This window comes from Pseudomonas resinovorans NBRC 106553 (assembly GCF_000412695.1).
Taxonomy (GTDB): domain Bacteria; phylum Pseudomonadota; class Gammaproteobacteria; order Pseudomonadales; family Pseudomonadaceae; genus Metapseudomonas; species Metapseudomonas resinovorans_A.
Map to the genome: position 1 here is coordinate 4,638,660 of NC_021499.1, position 18,748 is coordinate 4,657,407.

Below are 18,748 nucleotides of genomic sequence, written 5' to 3' on the forward strand. Positions count from 1 at the left end.
CTTCAGGGCAGATCAAGGACTATCAAAAGCCATCAAAATGACAGCAAGACCGGCCTCTCCCGCACGCTTCGCCCGTTGCACCCCGCTGTTCTGCCTGCTGCTCGGCGAACCGCTGGCGGCGGCCGATCCGCAGCCCCTCGAGGCTCCCCCGCTGGTGATCAGCGGCAGCCGTTATCGAGCGCCAGCCTTCGACCTGCCGTTCTCGGTGGACCGGGTCGATCCGCAGCAACGGGCGCAACCGGGGATCAACCTCTCCGAACAACTCTCCGGCGTGCCTGGCCTCGCCATCCAGAATCGACAGAACTACGCCCAGGAACCGCAACTCTCCTCCCGAGGTTTCGGCGCCCGTTCGGCCTTCGGCGTGCGCGGCATCCGCTTGCTCAGCGATGGCATTCCGGCCACCACGCCGGATGGCCAGGGCCAGGTCTCCAGCTTCGACCTGGACGTGATCGACCATATCGAAGTGCTGCGCGGCCCCTTCGCCACCACCTATGGCAGCAACTCCGGCGGCGTGGTGCAGCTGTTCTCCCGCGACGGCGAGGGACCGCCGCGGTTGTCCGGCGGCGCCATCCTGGGGTCCTGGGGCACCCAGCGGGAACGCCTGACCGTCGAAGGCGGCGACGGCCGCGTCGGCTACCTGGTCAACCGTTCCCACTTCGAGACCGACGGCTACCGCGACCACAGCGCGGCGCAGTTCGACAAGACCTTCGCCAAGCTGACCCTGAACCCCGACGCCGATACCCGGCTGGCGCTGATCTACAGCGACCTGAACCAGAACGACACCCAGGACCCCCAGGGCCTGACCTGGGAGGCCTATCGCCAGGACCCACGCTCGGTATCGGCCAACACCCTGCGGTTCAACACCCGCAAGACGGTGGACCAGCGCCAGGGCGGCCTCAACCTCGAACGCAGCTTCGGCGATGCCACCTGGCAGACCACCCTGTACAGCGGTACGCGCCGGGTGATCCAGTTCCAGTCGATCCCGGTCGCGGTGCAGGCCAACCCGCGCCAGGCCGGTGGGGTGATCGACTTCAAGCGCGACTACCAGGGCATCGGCAGCCGCTGGATCCAACCCTGGGACATCGGCCCCGGCCGGCTCACCGCCACCGCCGGGATCGACTATGACCTCTCCAGCGACGATCGCCAGGGTTACGAGAACTTCGTCGGCGACAGCCTGGGGGTGAAAGGCGCGCTGCGCCGCGACGAGCGCGACGACGTGACCAGCACCTCGCCCTACCTGCAGCTGTCCTGGGAATACGGCGACTGGCGATTGCTGGGGGGCGTGCGGCACAACGAGGTGGCGTTCGAGGTGGACGATCACTTCCTGGCCAACGGCGACGACAGCGGCAACGTCACCTACCGCAAGACCACGCCGAGCCTGGGCGCCACCTACGCCCTGACCCCGGCGCTGAATCTCTACGCCAGCTGGGCCAGGGGTTTCGAGACCCCGACCCTGAACGAGCTGTCCTACTCCGGGGCGGACGGCGGCTTCGGCTTCGACCTGGCGCCCGCCACCAGCGAGCAGTACGAGATGGGCCTGAAGGCCATGCTGCCGGACGGCGGCCGGCTGAACGCGGCGCTGTTCCGCATCCTCACCGAGGACGAACTGGTGGTGGCGGCCTCGGTGGGTGGCCGCACGCAATACCAGAACGCCGCCGAAACCCGCCGCCGGGGCCTGGAGCTGGGCCTGGAACAACCATTGGACGAGAACTGGCGCCTGGAGCTGGCTTACACCTGGCTCGACGCCAAATACAGCCAGGCCTTCGAAAGCGCAGGCGAGCTGATCCCCTCGGGGCGGCGCATGCCCGGCATCGCCGAGCACAACCTCTTCGCCACCCTGGCCTGGTTGCCGCGCAAGGGCCTCAGCACCGGCCTGGAAGGCCAGTGGCGCAGCAGCCTGGAAGTGGAAGACAGCAACCAGGCCCGCGCCGCGCCGGGCTACGCCCTGGCCAACTGGTACCTGCGCTTCGAACAGGACCTGCGGCCCTGGAACTTCAGCCAGACCCTGCGCCTGGACAACCTGTTCGACCGCGACTACGTGGGCTCGGTGATCATCGGCGAGGGCAACCAGCGCTTCTACGAGGCCGGCGCCGGACGCGCCTGGTTTGCCGGGCTGCATCTGGAATATGCCTTCGACTAGGCAGGCGGGGTGCCGCGAGATCGTCAGATAGGAAACGGCGAGCGATCCATCGATCGAAATGGCGTCCCAGAGTGGGTTCGAACCACCAACCTTCCCCTTAGGAGGGGGATGCTCTATCCAATTGAGCTACTGGGACGCGGCGGGCTCGCCGGCGATGGCGAGGTCCTGAGGACGGCGGCATGTTAGCGACGTCCGAGCGATTTGTCATGCCTCGCGGGATGGCTGTCCCGCGAGGCATCCACTTCAACGGCCGAAGCGTTCTTCCGCCAGGCGATCAGCCACCGAGGTGGTGGTGCGGCCTTCGGCGTCGGCGCGGACGAAGACTTCGCGCAGGGTCTCGCCTATGCCTTCGATGTGCTGGCGCAGCGCTGCTTCGCTGCCGCCACTGCGCTCGTACCAGACGTCGATGATGCCGCCGGCGTTGATCGCGTAGTCCGGTGCATAGAGGATGCCGCTGCGACGCAGTTGCTCAGCCAGGCCGGCATCGGCCAGCTGGTTGTTGGCGGCGCCGGCGATAATGGGCGCACGCAGGGCCTCGAGGGTCTGCGGGTTGACGATGCCGCCCATGGCGCAGGGGGCGAAGACGTCCACGTCCAGGCCATAGATCTCGTTCTGCCCCACCACGGTCGCGCCCAGTTGCTCGGCGGCGCGGCGGGCGTTGGCGTCGTGGATGTCGCAGACCCAGAGCTGGGCGCCGGCGTCCTTGAGGTACTGCGCCAGGGAGAAGCCCACCTGGCCGACGCCCTGGATGGCCACGCGCAGGCCATTTAGGTCGGTGCGGCCCAGACGGTGCTGCACCGCCACGCGCATGCCGACGAAGGTGCCGTAGGCGGTGGACGGTGAGGGGTTGCCGTCGCGCACGCCGCCGCCCAGGGCTTCACGGGTACCGGCGCCGGCCACGTGGCGGCTGCGCTCGGCCATGATGCGCATTTCGGTGACGCCGGTGCCGGAGTCGGCGGCGGTGATATAGCGGCCGCCCAGGCTGTCGACGAAATCGCCCATGGCCTGGAACAAGGCCTCGCTCTTGTCGCGGTGCGGGTCGCCGATGATCACCGCCTTGCCGCCGCCGAGGGGCAGGTTGGCCAGGGCGGACTTGTAGGTCATGCCACGGGACAAGCGCAGCACGTCGCGCAGGGCCTGCTCGTCGTTCAGGTAGGGCCACATGCGGCAACCGCCCAGGGCCGGGCCGAGGTTGCTGTTGTGAATGGCGATGATGGCCTTGAGGCCGGTGGCCTTGTCGTGGCCGAAGACCACCTGCTCGTGATGATCGAACTCGACATGGGTGAAGACGGACATGGGGGGCACCTCTGGATTCTTGTTGGCAACGCGAGGAATTGGTCAATTCCTTCTCCCACAGGGAGAAGGTGGCCCGAAGGGCCGGATGAGGGATGCGCTAGACCACTCGAACATCCCTCACCCCAACCCCTCTCCCGGGGGAGAGGGGCTTCTGCTAGGCGGCCGGGTCGAACAGGTGCAGCACCTGGATCTCGCTGGCGGTTAGGCGGGCGCGCAGTTGTTTCTCCTGCTCGCGGACCTTGGCCAGGGCGCGTTCCTTGACCGGGCCGTAGCCACGGATCTGCTCCGGCAGTTCGGCCAGGGCGACGGCCGCGGCGTAGTTGCTCGGCTTCAGCTCCTTGATCAGCAGCGCGACGGTGGCTTCGTACTCGGCGATCAGGTCGCGCTCGAGCTTGCGTTCCTCGCTGTAGCCGAAGGGGTCGAACGCGCTGCCACGGAGGAACTTGAAGCCAGCCAGCACGCCGAACGCCTTGAGCATCCAGGGCCCGAAGCGACGCTTGCGCGGCTCGCCGGTGTTCGGGTCGGCCTTGGCCAGCCAGGACGGCGCCAGGTGGAACTCCAGGTGGTAGTCACCCTGGAACTGGGCCTCCAGCTGCTTGCGGAAGCTGGCGTCGCTATAGAGGCGCGCCACTTCGTACTCGTCCTTGTAGGCCAGCAGCTTGGCGTAGTAGCGGGCGACCGCGCGGGTCAGCGCCTTGTCCTCGCCACTGTCGGCCTGGCGCACGCGCTCCACCAGGGCACGATAGCGCTCGGCGTAGGCGGCGTTCTGGTAGGCGCGCAGGTGGTCGGCGCGGTACTGGACGATCTCTTCCAGGGTCTCGCACTTGGGCGCATCGGGCTGTTGCGGCTTGGCGAGTTTTTCCACGGCCGCCAGGTCGTGGGCGGCACGGCGGCCCCAGAGGAAGGCCTGCTGGTTGAGGGCGACCGAGACACCGTTGAGCTCGATGGCCTTGTCCAGGGCTTCGGCCGAGATCGGCACCAGGCCCTTCTGGTAGGCATAGCCGAGCATGAACAGGTTGGTGGCGATGCTGTCGCCCAAGAGGCGCGTGGCCAGGCGGGTGGCGTCGACGAAGTGGGTCTTGGCCTCGCCCACCGCTTCCACCAGCGCCTCGCGCATGGCCGCGCCCGGTACCTGGGCGTCGGGGTTGCGGGTGAACTCGGCGGTGGCCGCTTCATGGCTGTTGACCACGGCGTGGGCGATGCGCTCGTTGAGCTTGGCCAGGGCGTCCTCGCTGGCCGACACCACCAGGTCGCAGCCCAGCAGCAGGTCGGTTTCACCGGCGGCGATGCGCACGGCGTAGATGTCGTCCTGCTTGGCGGCGATGCGGATATGGGTCACCACCGGGCCGAACTTCTGCGCAAGACCGGCCTGGTCGAGCACGGTGCAGCCCTTGCCTTCGATGTGCGCGGCCATGCCGAGCAGCGCGCCGACGGTGGTCACGCCGCTGCCGCCGACGCCCGGCAGGAGGATGTTCCAGGGACGCTCCAGGCCAGGCTGACGCGGTTCCGGCAGGGCCACGAAGAGCGCCTTGGCACCGGCGGCTTCCGGCCGGCGCAGACTGCCGCCGTGGACGGTGACGAAGCTCGGGCAGAAGCCCTCGACGCAGGAAAAGTCCTTGTTGCAGGCGTTCTGGTCGATCTGGCGCTTGCGCCCCAGTTCGGTTTCCAGCGGCAGCACGGAGAGGCAGTTGGACTTGACGCTGCAATCGCCACAGCCCTCGCACACCGCCGGGTTGATGAAGGCGCGCTTGGCCGGGTCGACCAGCTTGCCGCGCTTGCGGCGGCGGCGTTTTTCGGTGGCGCAGGTCTGGTCGTAGATCAGTACGGAAACGCCCTTGAACTCACGCAGTTCGCGCTGCACGGCATCCAGGTCGCGGCGATGGTGGAAGCTGACGATGGGGGCGAAGCCGGCGCGGCTCGGGTACTTCTCAGGCTCGTCGCTGACCAGGGCGATGCGCTTTACCCCTTCGGCGAACACCTGCTGGCTGAGCTGGTCGACCCGCAGCTCGCCATCGATGGGCTGGCCGCCGGTCATGGCCACTGCATCGTTGTAGAGGATCTTGTAGGTGATGTTGACCCCGGCGGCCACGGCCGCGCGCAGGGCCAGCTGGCCGGAGTGGAAGTAGGTGCCGTCGCCGAGGTTCTGGAAGATGTGCGGGGTATCGGTGAAGGGAGCCTGGCCGATCCAGGTGGCGCCCTCCCCGCCCATCTGGGTGAAGGTGTCGGTATTGCGGTCCATCCACTGGGTCATGTAGTGGCAGCCGATGCCGCCCTGGGCGCGGCTGCCTTCGGGCAGCTTGGTGGAGCTGTTGTGCGGGCAGCCGGAGCAGAAGTGCGGCGTGCGGGTGGTGGTGTGCTTGGGTTCGGCGAGGGCCTTTTCCTTGGCGGCGAGGAAGGCCAGGCGGGAGACGATCTGCTCGCTGGAGTAGATCGGTGCCAGGCGCTTGGCGATGACGCGGGCGATCATCGCCGGGGTCAGCTCGCTGAGGTTGGGCAGCAGCGAATTGCCCTGCTCGTCGAACTCGCCCACCACACGCGGGCGCTTGTCCACAGGCCAGTTGTAGAGCTGGCCGGTGACCTGGTCCTCGATGACGCTGCGTTTCTCCTCCACCACCAGGATTTCGTCCAGGCCTTCGGCGAACTCGTGGACGGACACGGGTTCCAGCGGCCAGCTCATGCCGACCTTGAGCACCCGCAGGCCGACCTTGGCGCAGAGTTCCTCGTCCAGGCCCAGGTCGTTCAGTGCCTGGCGCACATCGAGGTAGGACTTGCCGGTGGTGATGATGCCCAGACGCGGATTGGGCGAATCGAGCATCACCTGGTTCAGGTTGTTGGCCCGGGCGAAGGCGCGGGCGGCGTAGATCTTGTACATGTTCAGGCGCTTTTCCTGCGCCAGGGGCGGGTCCGGCCAGCGGATATGCACGCCGTCTTCCGGCAGGACGAAGTCCTCCGGAATCTTTACCTCCACGCGAAGCGGGTCCACTTCCACCACGGCGGAGGAGTCGACGTTCTCGGCGATGGTCTTGAGCGCTACCCAGCAGCCGCTGTAGCGCGACAGTTCCCAACCGATGATCCCGTAGTCGAGGATTTCCTGGACGTTGGCCGGGTTCAGCACCGGGATCGAGGCGCCGATGAAGGCGTGCTCGCTCTGGTTGGCGATGCTGGAGGATTTGCAGCCGTGGTCGTCACCGGCCAGCAGCAGGACGCCGCCGTTGGGAGCCACGCCGGCGGAGTTGCCGTGCTTGAAGACGTCGCCGCAGCGGTCCACCCCCGGGCCCTTGCCGTACCACATGGAGAACACGCCGTCGTAGCGGGCGCCGGGGAACAGGCTGGTCTGCTGGCTGCCCCAGCACGCGGTGGCGGCCAGCTCCTCGTTCACACCGGGCTGGAAGTGGATGTGGTTTTCCTTGAGGAAGGACTTGGCCTCCCAGAGGCTCTTGTCGAGGTTGCCGAGCGGCGAGCCCCGGTAGCCGGAGATGAAGCAGGCGGTGTTCAGGCCGTGGGCCTTGTCCCGTTGCTTCTGCAGCATGGGCAGGCGGGTCAGCGCCTGGGTACCGGTCAGGTAGAGGTGACCGGTTGCGAGACGGTATTTGTCATCCAGGCGGATCTCGGCCAGGGACATGCGGGCGCTCCTTTTATTTTTATGGCGACCTGGATGGCAACGGTGGGTGCCATCCCTTGTTCAGCCCGACGCAGGATCGCTGCGTCGAACACATGGCAAGACTATGACTGGACGGTACTGATTTTTTCTTTCTATTTTCGGGCCGCAAAGCCAGACTTGCGCATGATCCATCCAACAAGAACAAGATTCAGGAATGACTCATGCAGAGCCCGCTCAGCCCTATCGACCGCAAGATCCTCCGCCTGCTTCAGCATGACGCCGACCTTTCCGCCGCCGAGGTGGCGGAGAAGGTGGAGCTGTCGCAATCGCCTTGCTGGCGGCGCATCCACCGGATGCAGGAGGAAGGCCTGATCGAGCGCAAGGTGGCGCTGCTCAATCCCAAGCTGCTGGGCTTCTCCATCACAGTGTTCGTCAACATCAAGCTGTCGGCCCACGGGCGCAACAACCTCACGGAGTTCGAGGAGGCCATAGTCGGCTACCCGGAGGTGCAGGAGTGCTACACCATGGCGGGCGGCTCGGACTACCTGTTGAAGGTGGTGGCCAAGGACATCGCCGGCTACGAGCGCTTCCTGCGCGACCAGCTGCTGCAACGCCCCCATGTCCTGGAGGCGCACTCCAACATCGCCATGAGCGAGGTCAAGCGCACCACGGAGCTGCCGCTGGATTGAGAACTATGCCGAGTCCGGCCAGGCCTGGGAGCGGTGGGCCTCGATGAGCTGCAGCAGACGCTGACAGGTCTGCTCGAGATCGCCGGAGTTGTCCAGCAGGCAGAGGTCGGGATTCTCGCCGGCCAGAAGCGTGTCGGCGAAGCCGGCGTTGCGCGCCAGGCGGGTCTCGATCTCTTCGGCGGACTCGCGGCCACGGGCATGCAGGCGTCGACGCAGGACGGCATCTTCCACTGTCAGCAGTACAGCCAACAGGTGCGGATAGCGGCGCCGCGCTTCGGGCAGGTAGCCGCGCGAGCCATTGACCAGCACATCGTCTCCCGCCGCCAGCCAGTCGTCTATCACGGCGGGGATGCCGTAGGACAAGCCGTTGGCGTACCAGCTCATGGCGAAGTCGCCCCGCTCGGCGCGGCGGGCAAATTCCTCGGCGCTGACGGCTTCGGCCAGTTCACCCTTGGCCTCGGCCGAGCGCGTGATGACTCGACGCGCGACGCGGCAGCCCTCTCCCTCCAGGGTCTCGCGCACGGCATCGAGCAAGCTGTCCTTGCCGGAACCGGAAGGACCAATGAGGTAGATGAGCCTGCCTGTCATGGGTGCACCTGATGGGGATGGGTCTGAACGAGATGGAGCGGAGACGAAAAGTTTGAACCGGATTTGTGACAACGCAAAGGATTCTTTCGCGGGCGGCGTGGTCAGACATCTGCAGCTACCCTGTAGCATGATGGCCAGACAGCATCACCGTGCCTTGATTGCCCAACCCGCGTGGGATGGCGGCAATGGTGCGGAGGATGGAGAAGTGAGGTAGGCAAAATGGCTTCCGCCTACCGTCGGGTCAGAGTTGTACGAATTGCTCAGCCACTCGCAATTTGGACAATTGGTGCTGGCGAAAAGCCGCTATAATGATCACAATCCGACACCAATTTGACGTCAAGGAAACGTTTTGCTGACCCCAGGGTCATACCGAATCGAATCGCGAAACTGGTTGAACAATTGCTGCTAAGGACAGTCAAACCGGTGACAATCTTGCAGCTCATTGCCAGCATCGCTTTCCTGAACTAACCGGTTGAATGTATGCGCCCTATGAAACAGGCTATTTATTCCAGTCGCACGGCTGACAAATTCGTAGTTCGTCTCCCCGAAGGCATGCGTGAACGCATTGCTGTCGTGGCCCGCAACCACCACCGCAGCATGAACTCCGAGATCATCGCCCGCCTCGAGCAGAGCATGCTCCAGGAAGGCGCACTGGACGAAGGCGTTTCCATGCGCCTGGACAGCCCGGAGCTCACCCTGCACGAACGCGAACTGCTGCAGCGCTTCCGTCAGCTGTCGCGCCGCCAGCAGAATGCACTGGTCGCGCTGATCGCCCACGATGCGGAACTGGCGGCCGAAGAGTCCTGAAACCGCCCCGCATCGAATGAGGAAGCCGGCATCCAGCCGGTTTTTTCATGCCTGTGATTTGCCGGTCGGTAGCGCCATGACACGCCGGAGCTGAGCGAAAACGAAAAAGCCGCCCTTTCGAGGCGGCTTTTCCAATTGTGCGCGAGGGATCAGAGCAGGAACAGGGTGGCCAGGCCCAGGAAGATGAAGAAGCCACCGCTGTCGGTCATGGCGGTGATCATCACGCTGGAGCCCATGGCCGGATCGCGCCCCAGGCGCGTCAGGGTCATGGGGATCAACACCCCCATCAACGCGGCCAGCAACAGGTTCAGGGTCATGGCGCCGGTCATCACCACTCCGAGCGACCAACTGCCGTACAGGTAGAAGGCCACGAGGCCGATCACGCCACCCCAGATCAAGCCGTTGATCAGGGCTACGCCCAGCTCCTTGCGCATCAGCCGCGAGGTGTTGCCGGTGCCCATCTGGTCGAGGGCCATGGCCCGAACGATCATGGTGATGGTCTGGTTGCCCGAATTGCCGCCGATGCCGGCGACTATGGGCATCAAGGCGGCCAGGGCCACCAGTTTCTCGATTGAGCCTTCGAACAGGCCGATGACCCGCGAGGCGATGAATGCGGTGACCAGGTTGACCGCCAGCCAGGCCCAGCGGTTGCCCACCGATTTCCAGACCGAGGCGAAGATGTCTTCCTCTTCGCGCAGACCGGCCATGTTCAGGACTTCGGTCTCGCTCTCTTCACGAATCAGGTCGACCATCTCGTCGATGGTCAGACGGCCGATCAGCTTGCCGTGCTTATCCACCACCGGCGCCGATACCAGGTCGTAACGCTCGAACGCCTGGGCGGCATCGTTGCCATCCTCGTCCGGGTGGAAACTCACCGGATCGGTCGCCATGACTTCGGCCACTTGCTTGTCCGGATCGTTCACCAGCAGGCGCTTGATGGGCAGCACACCCTTGAGGATGCCGTCGTAGTCCACCACGAAGAGTTTGTCGGTGTGGCCGGGAAGCTCCTTGAGCCGGCGCAGGTAGCGCAGCACCACTTCCAGGGTCACGTCATCGCGGATGGTGACCATCTCGAAGTCCATCAGCGCGCCGACCTGGTCTTCCTCGTAGGACAGCACCGAGCGCACGCGCTCGCGCTGCTGGGCGTCGAGGGATTCCATCAGCTCGTGGACCACGTCCCGAGGCAGTTCGGGCGCCAGGTCGGCGAGTTCGTCGGCGTCCATCTCCTTGGCCGCGGCGAGCAACTCGTGATCGTCCATGTCGGCGATCAGCGATTCCCGCACGGCGTCGGATACTTCGAGGAGGATGTCGCCGTCGCGCTCGGCCTTGACCAGCTGCCAGACCGTCAGTCGATCGCCAAGGGGCAAGGCTTCGAGGATGTGGGCGATGTCGGCCGGGTGCAGCTCGTCCAGCTTGCGCTGCAGCTCGACGAGGTTCTGCCGATGGACGAGGTTTTCAACGAGGTCGCGGTGCTGGCCTTCCTGACGGTGGGTCAGGTCTTCCACCAGCTTGTGGCGATGCAGCAGTTCGATAACCTGGGCCAGGCGGTCCTGCAGGCTCTCTTGCGGCTTTTTGGCTTCTACTTCAGTCATATAGCGCGCTCCACCCCCAGTGGCAGGGCGCGCCGGAGGGGGTCAGACAGTCATGTTGCGATGGTGCAATCGGGGTTCTGAGTAACTACTGGGTAAGTCCATGATGGTTGTCCGAAGGCCCCGGCGGGGCTGACCTCATAATGATAACACCGCCATTCGACGCTCGCGTTACAAAATCATGGAAAGAACAACCGCTTGCATCGCAAAGCTGAGATTGCGTTCACCCTGTTGCGACGACGGCAACCCCGTGTAGGACACGCGCACGCCGAGGGAATCAACCGATAGTCTCGAATGCCCCCTGCCAAGGAGAAGGCACCATGCGACGACTCTCGATCATCCTCATCAGCACCCTGCCCTGCTGCCTCGGAGCCCCGCTCCAGGCCACCCCGCTGTACCGCTGCAGCGACGCCGACGGCAATCTCAGCTTCACCCAGTATGGCTGCCCACCGGGAAGCCTGACGGAAGAACAGCGCATCCGGGCACCTAACCTGCTCAACAGTGACGCGATACGAGAAGAAGCTCGCGAGGAGTACTTTCCGATCCAGGAGTGGGACGAGCCTGAACGCGAGCGCGAACTGGTGGTGGTCGGCGAGCGAGAGGCTGTATGCGATAACCGGATTTCGGCGCAGGAACGCCGGCAAGCCATCATCCGCAAGCAAGTGCGCAGCGGCATGACCCGCGCCGACGTGGAGAGCGCCCTGGGCAAACCGGATCGGGTCAGCGGCAACAACGGCCAGCTGCGCTATCACTACGGGAAAAAGAAAGGAGCGAGCCACCAGGTCGCGTTCGACGAGGCGGGCTGCGTGAAAGGGAGGCGCTGAAACGACAATAAAAAAGGGCCTGCATTTCTGCAGGCCCTTTCGGTATGGCGCACTCAGGAGGATTCGAACCTCCGACCGCCCGGTTCGTAGCCGGGTACTCTATCCAGCTGAGCTATGAGTGCGTATCGGTGCTTTTAGACCAGATCACCGCTGGTTTCTTCAGGATTCCGGACCAAGCCGGACATCTTGAAAATGGCGCACTCAGGAGGATTCGAACCTCCGACCGCCCGGTTCGTAGCCGGGTACTCTATCCAGCTGAGCTATGAGTGCGTTGTGGGCGCGCATTATAGGGCTTTAAAACTTCTGGTCAACTTCTTTTTCGATAAATTTCAATAACTTATCGATCTATCGTTGAACCGCCCTACAACACTGAATAATGGCGGAGAAGGGGGGATTCGAACCCCCGACACCCTTTTGAGGTGTACTCCCTTAGCAGGGGAGCGCCTTCGGCCACTCGGCCACCTCTCCGCAACACGGGGCGCATGATAACCATGTTTTCCCCGTTTGCAAAGCCAAAAATTGCAGAAAAATTAGTGGCTTGGTTCTTGGTCTTTCTCTTTCTGTATGCGCTGGTAGATTTCTTCGCGATGCACGGCAACCTCCTTGGGGGCATTGACACCAATGCGCACCTGATTACCTTTCACGCCAAGAACGGTCACAGTGACATCGTCACCCACCATCAGGGTCTCTCCGACCCGGCGAGTCAGAATCAGCATTCCTTTCTCCTTACGGATTCGTTTCGGGACAACAGTCTGCAAAAAAGAAATGGTTACGGCTTCGGCACGTACAACCGCCGGAGCTTACACCCAAGTATTGACCAGCCCCGGCAAAAGGAAAGTTCCGCCGTAGCGGCCAAAAACGACAAAAGGCGCGGGGTGAGCCGCGCCTTTTGTGAGTTGGCTTACTCGCCCTGGTGGTTCGGGGCGTCCAGCTCGAATGCAGTGTGAAGGGCCCGTACCGCCAACTCCAGGTATTTCTCTTCGATGACCACGGAAACCTTGATTTCCGAGGTAGAGATCATCTGGATGTTGATGGTTTCCTTGGCCAGGGCCTCGAACATGCGGCTGGCGACACCCGCGTGGGAGCGCATGCCGACACCAACGATGGATACCTTGGCGATCTTGGTGTCGCCGATCACTTCACGGGCGCCGAGCTCGCTTGCGGTCTGCTCCAGCACGCGCTGGGCGGCCTGGTAGTCGTTGCGATGCACGGTGAAGGTGAAATCGGTGGTGTTATCGTGCGCCACGTTCTGCACGATCATGTCCACTTCGATGTTGGCCGCGCTGATGGGGCCGAGGATCTTGAAGGCCACGCCCGGGATATCCGGCACGCCACGGATGGTCAGCTTGGCTTCGTCGCGATTGAAGGCGATGCCGGAGATGATCGGCTGTTCCATGGATTCCTCTTCATCAAGGGTAATGAGGGTGCCCGGACCCTCCTGGAAGCTGTGCAGCACGCGCAGCGGGACGTTGTATTTGCCGGCGAATTCCACCGAACGGATCTGCAGCACCTTGGAGCCGAGGCTGGCCATTTCCAGCATCTCTTCGAAGGTGATCTTGTCCAGGCGCTGGGCCTGGGGAACCACGCGCGGGTCGGTGGTGTAGACGCCATCTACATCGGTGTAGATCTGGCACTCATCCGCCTTCAGCGCCGCGGCCAGGGCCACGCCGGTGGTATCGGAACCACCACGACCGAGGGTGGTGATGTTGCCGTGCTCGTCCACACCCTGGAAACCGGCAACCACGACCACGCGACCGGCCTTGAGGTCGGTACGGATCTTCTGGTCGTCGATCTGCAGGATACGAGCCTTGTTGTGCGAGCTGTCGGTGAGGATGCGCACCTGGTTCCCGGTGTAGGACACCGCCGGAACGCCGCGCTTGATCAGCGCCATGGCCAGCAGGGCGATGGTCACCTGCTCGCCGGTGGACACCATCACGTCCAGTTCGCGCGGAACCGGTGTGTCGCTGATCTGTTTGGCCAGATCGATCAGGCGGTTGGTTTCACCGCTCATGGCGGAAACCACGACCACGATGTCATCGCCGCCTTCGCGGAACTTCTTCACCTTCTCGGCCACCTGTTCGATGCGCTCGACAGTGCCGACCGAGGTCCCCCCAAACTTCTGTACGATCAAAGCCATTTCAAAAGCCGCCTAATCCCGTGAAGGGCGCCCATTAAACAATCAACGCAGAACACTGCCAAGGCCCGCCGGGCGTGGGGCGGACCGTTGGCATCGGGTCTCAGAGACCCTGTTCGACGAACGGTACGGCCAGGGCCAGGGCCTGATCCAGGGCCGCGGCGTCGGTACCACCGCCACGCGCCATGTCAGGACGGCCACCGCCTTTGCCACCGACCGCTGCCGCGGCCTGCTTCATCAGATCGCCAGCCTTGAGTTGGCCGGTCAGGTCCTGGGTGACGCCGGCGACCAGTGTCACCTTGCCCTCCAGCGCACCGCCGAGCAGGATCACCGCGCGGCCGAGCTTGTTCTTCAGTTGGTCGACCAGCGCCAGCAGCGCGTCGCCATCCAGGTCCAGGCGCGCGGCCAGGACCTTCACACCTTTGACATCGACGGCGGAAGAAGCCAGGTCGTCGCCGGCAGCGCTGGCCGCCTTGGCCTTGAGCTGTTCCAGCTCTTTCTCGAGCTGGCGATTGCGATCGAGCAGCGCCGACAGTTTGTCCAGCAGGTTGTCGCGGCTGCCCTTGACCAGGCCCGCGGCTTCCTTGAGTTGTTCCTCGGCACCGTTCAGGTAGGCCAGCGCAGCCGCGCCACTCACCGCTTCGATGCGGCGCACGCCGGCGGCCACGCCACCTTCGCTGGTGATCTTGAACAGACCGATGTCACCAGTGCGGGATACGTGGGTACCACCGCAGAGTTCGACGGAGAAATCGCCGCCCATGGTCAGCACGCGTACCTGGTCGCCGTACTTCTCGCCGAACAGGGCCATGGCGCCCTTGGCCTTGGCAGTGTCGATATCGGTTTCTTCGGTCTCGACTTCGCTGTTCTTGCGGATCTCGGCGTTGACGATGTCTTCCAGCGCTTTCAGTTGCTCGGGCTTGATGGCCTCGAAGTGGCTGAAGTCAAAGCGCAGGCGCTGGCTATCCACCAGGGAGCCTTTCTGCTGGACGTGATCGCCCAGTACTTGGCGCAGGGCGGCGTGCAGCAGGTGGGTGGCCGAGTGGTTGAGCGCGGTGGCCTGACGGACGGTCGCGTCTACCTGGGCGGTGACGGCGGCGCCGACACGCAGGGTGCCGTGGTCGACCACGCCATGGTGGAGGAAGGCGCCGCCGGCCTTGGTGGTGTCACGCACGTCGAAACGCAGGCCCTGGGCGGCGACGAAACCGCAGTCGCCCACCTGGCCGCCGGATTCGGCGTAGAAGGGCGTGCGATCGAGGACCAGTACGCCCTCCTCGCCTTCACCCAGTTGCTCGACGGCCTGGCCGTCCTTGAACAGGGCGACCACCTTGCCTTCGCCGTGGGTGCAGACGTAGCCGGTGAAATCGGTATCGGCGTCGACCTTGACCAGGGCGTTGTAGTCCATGCCGAAGGCGCTGGAGGCGCGGGACAACTCGCGCTGCTTGTCCATCTCCTGCTCGAAGCCCGCTTCGTCCAGGGTCAGGCCGCGCTCGCGGGCGATGTCGCCGGTCAGGTCCATGGGGAAGCCGTAGGTGTCATACAGCTTGAACACCACGTCACCCGGGATGACGCTGCCGGACAGCCCGGCCAGGTCCTGCTCGAGGATGCGCAGGCCCTGTTCCAGGGTCTTGGCGAACTGCTCTTCCTCGGTTTTCAGTACGCGCTCGATGTGCGCCTGCTGCTGCTTGAGCTCGGGGAAGGCCTCGCCCATCTCGGCCACCAGGGCGGCAACGATCTTGTGGAAGAAGCTGCCCTTGGCGCCCAGCTTGTTGCCGTGGCGGCAGGCGCGGCGAATGATGCGGCGCAGCACGTAGCCACGGCCTTCGTTGGACGGCAGCACGCCGTCGGCGATCAGGAAGCTGCAGGAACGGATGTGGTCGGCCACGACTTTCAGCGACGGCGCGTCGTCATTGGCGCAACCGATGGCTTCGGCGGAGGCTTTCAGCAGGCTCTGGAACAGGTCGATCTCGTAGTTCGAATGCACGTGCTGCAGCACGGCGCTGATGCGTTCCAGACCCATGCCGGTGTCCACGCTCGGCGCCGGCAGCGGGTGCATCACACCATCGGCGGTGCGGTTGAACTGCATGAACACGTTGTTCCAGATCTCGATGTAACGGTCGCCGTCCTCCTCCGGGGAGCCGGGCGGGCCGCCCCAGATGTCCGCGCCGTGGTCGAAGAAGATCTCGGTGCAGGGGCCGCAGGGACCGGTGTCGCCCATGGCCCAGAAGTTATCGGACGCATAGGGCGCACCCTTGTTGTCGCCGATGCGGACCATGCGCTCGTGGGGAATCCCGACCTCCTGGGTCCAGATGTCGTAGGCCTCGTCATCGCTGGCATAGACGGTGACCCAGAGCTTGTCCTTCGGCAGCTTCAGCCACTTGTCGCCGGTGAGGAATTCCCAGGCGTAGTGGATGGCGTCGCGCTTGAAGTAATCGCCGAAGCTGAAGTTGCCCAGCATTTCGAAGAAGGTGTGGTGGCGCGCGGTGTAGCCGACGTTTTCCAGGTCGTTGTGCTTGCCGCCGGCGCGTACGCATTTCTGGCTGGTGGTGGCGCGGGTGTAGGCGCGCTTTTCCAGGCCAAGGAAGCAGTCCTTGAACTGGTTCATCCCCGCGTTGGTGAACAGCAGGGTCGGGTCGTTGCCCGGAATCAGGGAGCTGGAAGCGACACGGGTATGTCCCTTCTCTTCGAAGAAGCTCAGGAAGGCTTCACGGATTTCTGCGCTTTTCATAGGTTCTTCCACGGAAGCTGCGGCCACGATGGTGGGTGCAATTCGTTATCGGCGAAAAGGCGGCAAGCGGAAGTTGGCGAGAAAGCAGCAGGTTTCAAGGGAAATCCGGGTATTTCCCGCCTGTTTCCGACATTGCGCGCGACACTCGCAGCCGTCTGGCGACAGGCATACGAAACACCGGCAAAGGGCCGCATTATATCGGCCCTGCGCGTCCCGGATAGTCTCTTTGTGCGATAGATCGCGGCTATTTGTCCGCGTCGCGGAATCAGGCCTTTTGGAAGGCGGCAAAAGCCTCGATCACCGGTGCGATATCGCCGCCCTGCACGTCCAGGTGGGTGACCAGGCGCAGGCGCGCCGCCGGGCTCACGCGAATGCCCCGGGCCGCGAGGAATTCGCCGAGGGGCCGGGCCCGCTCGCCGATCTGCACATAGACCATGTTGCTCTGCACCGGCTCCACCTCGAAGCCCAGCTCCCGCAGGCCCGCTCCCAGCCGCTCGGCGTTGGCGTGGTCTTCCGCCAGGCGCTCTACCTGGTGGTCCAGCGCGTAGAGCCCCGCCGCCGCCAGCATGCCGGCCTGACGCATCCCGCCGCCGACCATCTTGCGCAAGCGCCTGGCCTTGGCGATCAGCGCCTCGCTGCCGCAGAGCACCGAGCCCACCGGTGCGCCAAGGCCCTTGGACAGGCACACCGACACCGAGTCGAAGTGGCGGGTGATCTCGCCGGCATCCAGCCCCAGCTTCACCGCCGCGTTGTAAAGGCGCGCGCCATCCAGGTGCAGGCCCAGGCCACGACGACGGGTCAGCTCACGGGCCGCCACCAGGTATTCCATGGGCAGTACCTTGCCCTGCATGGTGTTTTCCAGCGCCAGCAGGCGGGTGCGTGCGAAGTGGAAGTCATCCTGCTTGATGGCCGCTTCCACCTTGCCCAGGTCGAGGCTGCCGTCGGCCTCGCCCTCGATGGGCTGGGGCTGGATGGAGCCGAGCACGGCGGCGCCGCCGCCCTCGTATTTGTAGGTGTGGGCCTGCTGCCCGACTATGTATTCGTCGCCACGTTCGCAGTGGGCCATCAGGCCCAGCAGGTTGCTCATGGTGCCGGTGGGCACGAACAGCGCGGCCGCGAAACCCAGGCGCTCGGCGAGGGTCGCCTCCAGGCGGTTCACCGAGGGGTCTTCGCCGTACACGTCGTCACCCAGCTCGGCGCGCTCCATGGCCAGGCGCATGCCGGCGGTGGGTTGGGTAACGGTGTCGCTGCGCAGGTCGATCAGGCTCATGCCGGGCTCCTTGGATAAGCGGAAAGCTCGATCCTAAGGCCCGGCGCCTTGCGGGTACAGGTACAGAAGGGAACGAAACGTCAGACGTCGGCGGGAACGATCAAGATGCCGGCCCGCAGGCCATTCCTCACCCTGGGATTGGGGAAGATGATGCGGGCCCCCTCCTCCTCCACCACCCAACGGGTGCCGGCGATGTCCTCGGCCAGCAGGTAGCCCACGGGCAGTTCGCTGAAGTTCTCGATATCCGGCGCCAGATGCAGCTGGAAGGAATCGCTGTGCTTGATGATTTCCCGTGAAACCGAGAACAGTTGCAGGCCGTCCAGGTTGCCGTCGTCGAACTCCGGCTCACGGCCTTCGATCAGGCTGTGCAGGCGAGCTTCCAGGCGGTCGAGGTTGACCTCCTGGTTGCTGCCGAAGGGACGCGCCTTGCCCAGCTCCAGGGTAAAGGCCTCGGCATCCAGGTGCGCATAGGTGTAGGAGCTGAAGGTGATCCCGGTCTTGCTTTGCAGCAGCACCGCGTCGATTCCGGCGGCGCGCAGCCGGGCCAGTTCCAGGCGCGAATGCTCGCGACCGTCGACGTAGGGGTAGAGGGCGAACTGCTCGATCTTCGAGCCGCGAATGGCGGTATGCAGGTCGTAGTGCAGGCGCGCGCGCTCGGGCTTGCTGAAGAAAGCCGCCGCGTAGCGTTCCAGCTCGCCGGCACGCATGGCTTCGAAGCCGCTGGATTCGGCATGCCGGCCGTTGAACAGGCGATTGATGTCCTGCTCGACGAAACGCTCGCCGCGGCGCATGGCCTCGGGGTTGCCCAGCAGGAAGAGGATTCGCGCACGCGGCTTGAGCTGGCCGCGAGCGATGGCCTGGACCAGGCGGTCCAGCAATTCGATCGGGGCGGTCTCGTTACCGTGAACCCCGGCCGAAAGCAGCAGGTCGAGCCCGCTGTCCTCGGTGGCCGGCGGGGTGACGTCGAGTGCCCCCTCGCCCAGCCAGTGCAGGCGCACACCCCCGGATGTCAGCTGGATCTTCTCGGTCGGCTCGCGGCCGGCGAGGGTCAGTTCAAGCAGTTTCCCGAGGGCTAGCATCCTGTT

13 protein-coding genes and 4 tRNA genes are annotated in these 18,748 nt (G+C 64.6%); 4 read left to right on the forward strand and 13 right to left on the reverse strand.

Annotated elements, in window-relative coordinates:
- Positions 1 to 37 precede the first annotated feature (37 nt).
- The gene (locus tag PCA10_RS20975) at positions 38 to 2,140 is read left to right on the forward strand and encodes a TonB-dependent receptor family protein (RefSeq protein ID WP_016494090.1); all 2,103 of its coding nucleotides are present in this window, start codon (positions 38 to 40) and stop codon (positions 2,138 to 2,140) included.
- A 59-nt stretch (positions 2,141 to 2,199) separates the two neighbouring features.
- Here the strand turns inward: PCA10_RS20975 and PCA10_RS20980 are convergent.
- From PCA10_RS20980 to PCA10_RS20990, 3 genes are all read right to left on the reverse strand, one after another.
- A tRNA-Arg gene (locus tag PCA10_RS20980) sits at positions 2,200 to 2,276 on the reverse strand.
- A 107-nt stretch (positions 2,277 to 2,383) separates the two neighbouring features.
- Positions 2,384 to 3,436 carry a Glu/Leu/Phe/Val dehydrogenase dimerization domain-containing protein gene (locus PCA10_RS20985; RefSeq protein ID WP_016494091.1) on the reverse strand — a complete coding sequence of 351 codons (1,053 nt, stop codon included), beginning with the start codon at positions 3,434 to 3,436 and terminating at the stop codon, positions 2,384 to 2,386.
- 154 nt (positions 3,437 to 3,590) lie between these two features.
- A complete protein-coding gene (locus PCA10_RS20990; protein ID WP_016494092.1) occupies positions 3,591 to 7,058 on the reverse strand; it encodes an indolepyruvate ferredoxin oxidoreductase family protein in 3,468 nt (1,155 codons plus the stop codon).
- A 200-nt stretch (positions 7,059 to 7,258) separates the two neighbouring features.
- Here PCA10_RS20990 and PCA10_RS20995 point away from each other — a divergent pair, with 200 nt between their 5' ends.
- Entirely contained in the window at positions 7,259 to 7,726 is a 468-nt protein-coding gene (locus tag PCA10_RS20995) for an Lrp/AsnC family transcriptional regulator (protein WP_016494093.1), read from the forward strand.
- A gap of 3 nt (positions 7,727 to 7,729) precedes the next feature.
- On the opposite strand, the gene phnN is transcribed toward PCA10_RS20995, so the two are convergent.
- On the reverse strand, positions 7,730 to 8,314 hold the full coding sequence (gene phnN, locus PCA10_RS21000) for a phosphonate metabolism protein/1,5-bisphosphokinase (PRPP-forming) PhnN (protein ID WP_016494094.1): 585 nt from the start codon (positions 8,312 to 8,314) through the stop codon (positions 7,730 to 7,732).
- A gap of 480 nt (positions 8,315 to 8,794) precedes the next feature.
- On the opposite strand from phnN, the gene PCA10_RS21005 reads away from it, so the two are divergent.
- Positions 8,795 to 9,121, forward strand: coding sequence for an Arc family DNA-binding protein (locus PCA10_RS21005; RefSeq protein ID WP_041770386.1), 327 nt, complete (start codon positions 8,795 to 8,797; stop codon positions 9,119 to 9,121).
- A gap of 149 nt (positions 9,122 to 9,270) precedes the next feature.
- Here the strand turns inward: PCA10_RS21005 and mgtE are convergent, their stop codons facing one another.
- On the reverse strand, positions 9,271 to 10,713 hold the full coding sequence (gene mgtE, locus PCA10_RS21010) for a magnesium transporter (protein WP_016494096.1): 1,443 nt from the start codon (positions 10,711 to 10,713) through the stop codon (positions 9,271 to 9,273).
- A gap of 317 nt (positions 10,714 to 11,030) precedes the next feature.
- Here mgtE and PCA10_RS21015 point away from each other — a divergent pair, with 317 nt between their 5' ends.
- Positions 11,031 to 11,534, forward strand: a complete 504-nt coding sequence (locus PCA10_RS21015; RefSeq protein WP_016494097.1) for a DUF4124 domain-containing protein — start codon at positions 11,031 to 11,033, stop codon at positions 11,532 to 11,534.
- 45 nt (positions 11,535 to 11,579) lie between these two features.
- Here PCA10_RS21015 and PCA10_RS21020 read toward each other — a convergent pair.
- The 8 genes from PCA10_RS21020 to astE form a co-directional block, all read right to left on the reverse strand.
- Positions 11,580 to 11,656: transfer RNA gene (locus tag PCA10_RS21020), tRNA-Arg, on the reverse strand.
- A 71-nt stretch (positions 11,657 to 11,727) separates the two neighbouring features.
- A tRNA-Arg gene (locus PCA10_RS21025) sits at positions 11,728 to 11,804 on the reverse strand.
- A gap of 107 nt (positions 11,805 to 11,911) precedes the next feature.
- Positions 11,912 to 12,002: transfer RNA gene (locus tag PCA10_RS21030), tRNA-Ser, on the reverse strand.
- Positions 12,003 to 12,064: 62 nt separating this feature from the next.
- Positions 12,065 to 12,250: a carbon storage regulator CsrA gene (gene csrA / locus PCA10_RS21035; protein WP_003283978.1), complete on the reverse strand. Its 186-nt coding sequence runs from the start codon at positions 12,248 to 12,250 to the stop codon at positions 12,065 to 12,067.
- A 185-nt stretch (positions 12,251 to 12,435) separates the two neighbouring features.
- Entirely contained in the window at positions 12,436 to 13,671 is a 1,236-nt protein-coding gene (locus PCA10_RS21040; RefSeq protein WP_016494098.1) for an aspartate kinase, read from the reverse strand.
- 100 nt (positions 13,672 to 13,771) lie between these two features.
- Positions 13,772 to 16,393, reverse strand: a complete 2,622-nt coding sequence (alaS, locus tag PCA10_RS21045) for an alanine--tRNA ligase (RefSeq protein WP_016494099.1) — start codon at positions 16,391 to 16,393, stop codon at positions 13,772 to 13,774.
- 265 nt (positions 16,394 to 16,658) lie between these two features.
- Entirely contained in the window at positions 16,659 to 17,663 is a 1,005-nt protein-coding gene (gene ltaE, locus PCA10_RS21050; RefSeq protein WP_016494100.1) for a low-specificity L-threonine aldolase, read from the reverse strand.
- A gap of 80 nt (positions 17,664 to 17,743) precedes the next feature.
- A complete protein-coding gene (astE, locus tag PCA10_RS21055; protein WP_016494101.1) occupies positions 17,744 to 18,742 on the reverse strand; it encodes a succinylglutamate desuccinylase in 999 nt (332 codons plus the stop codon).
- Positions 18,743 to 18,748 lie beyond the last annotated feature (6 nt).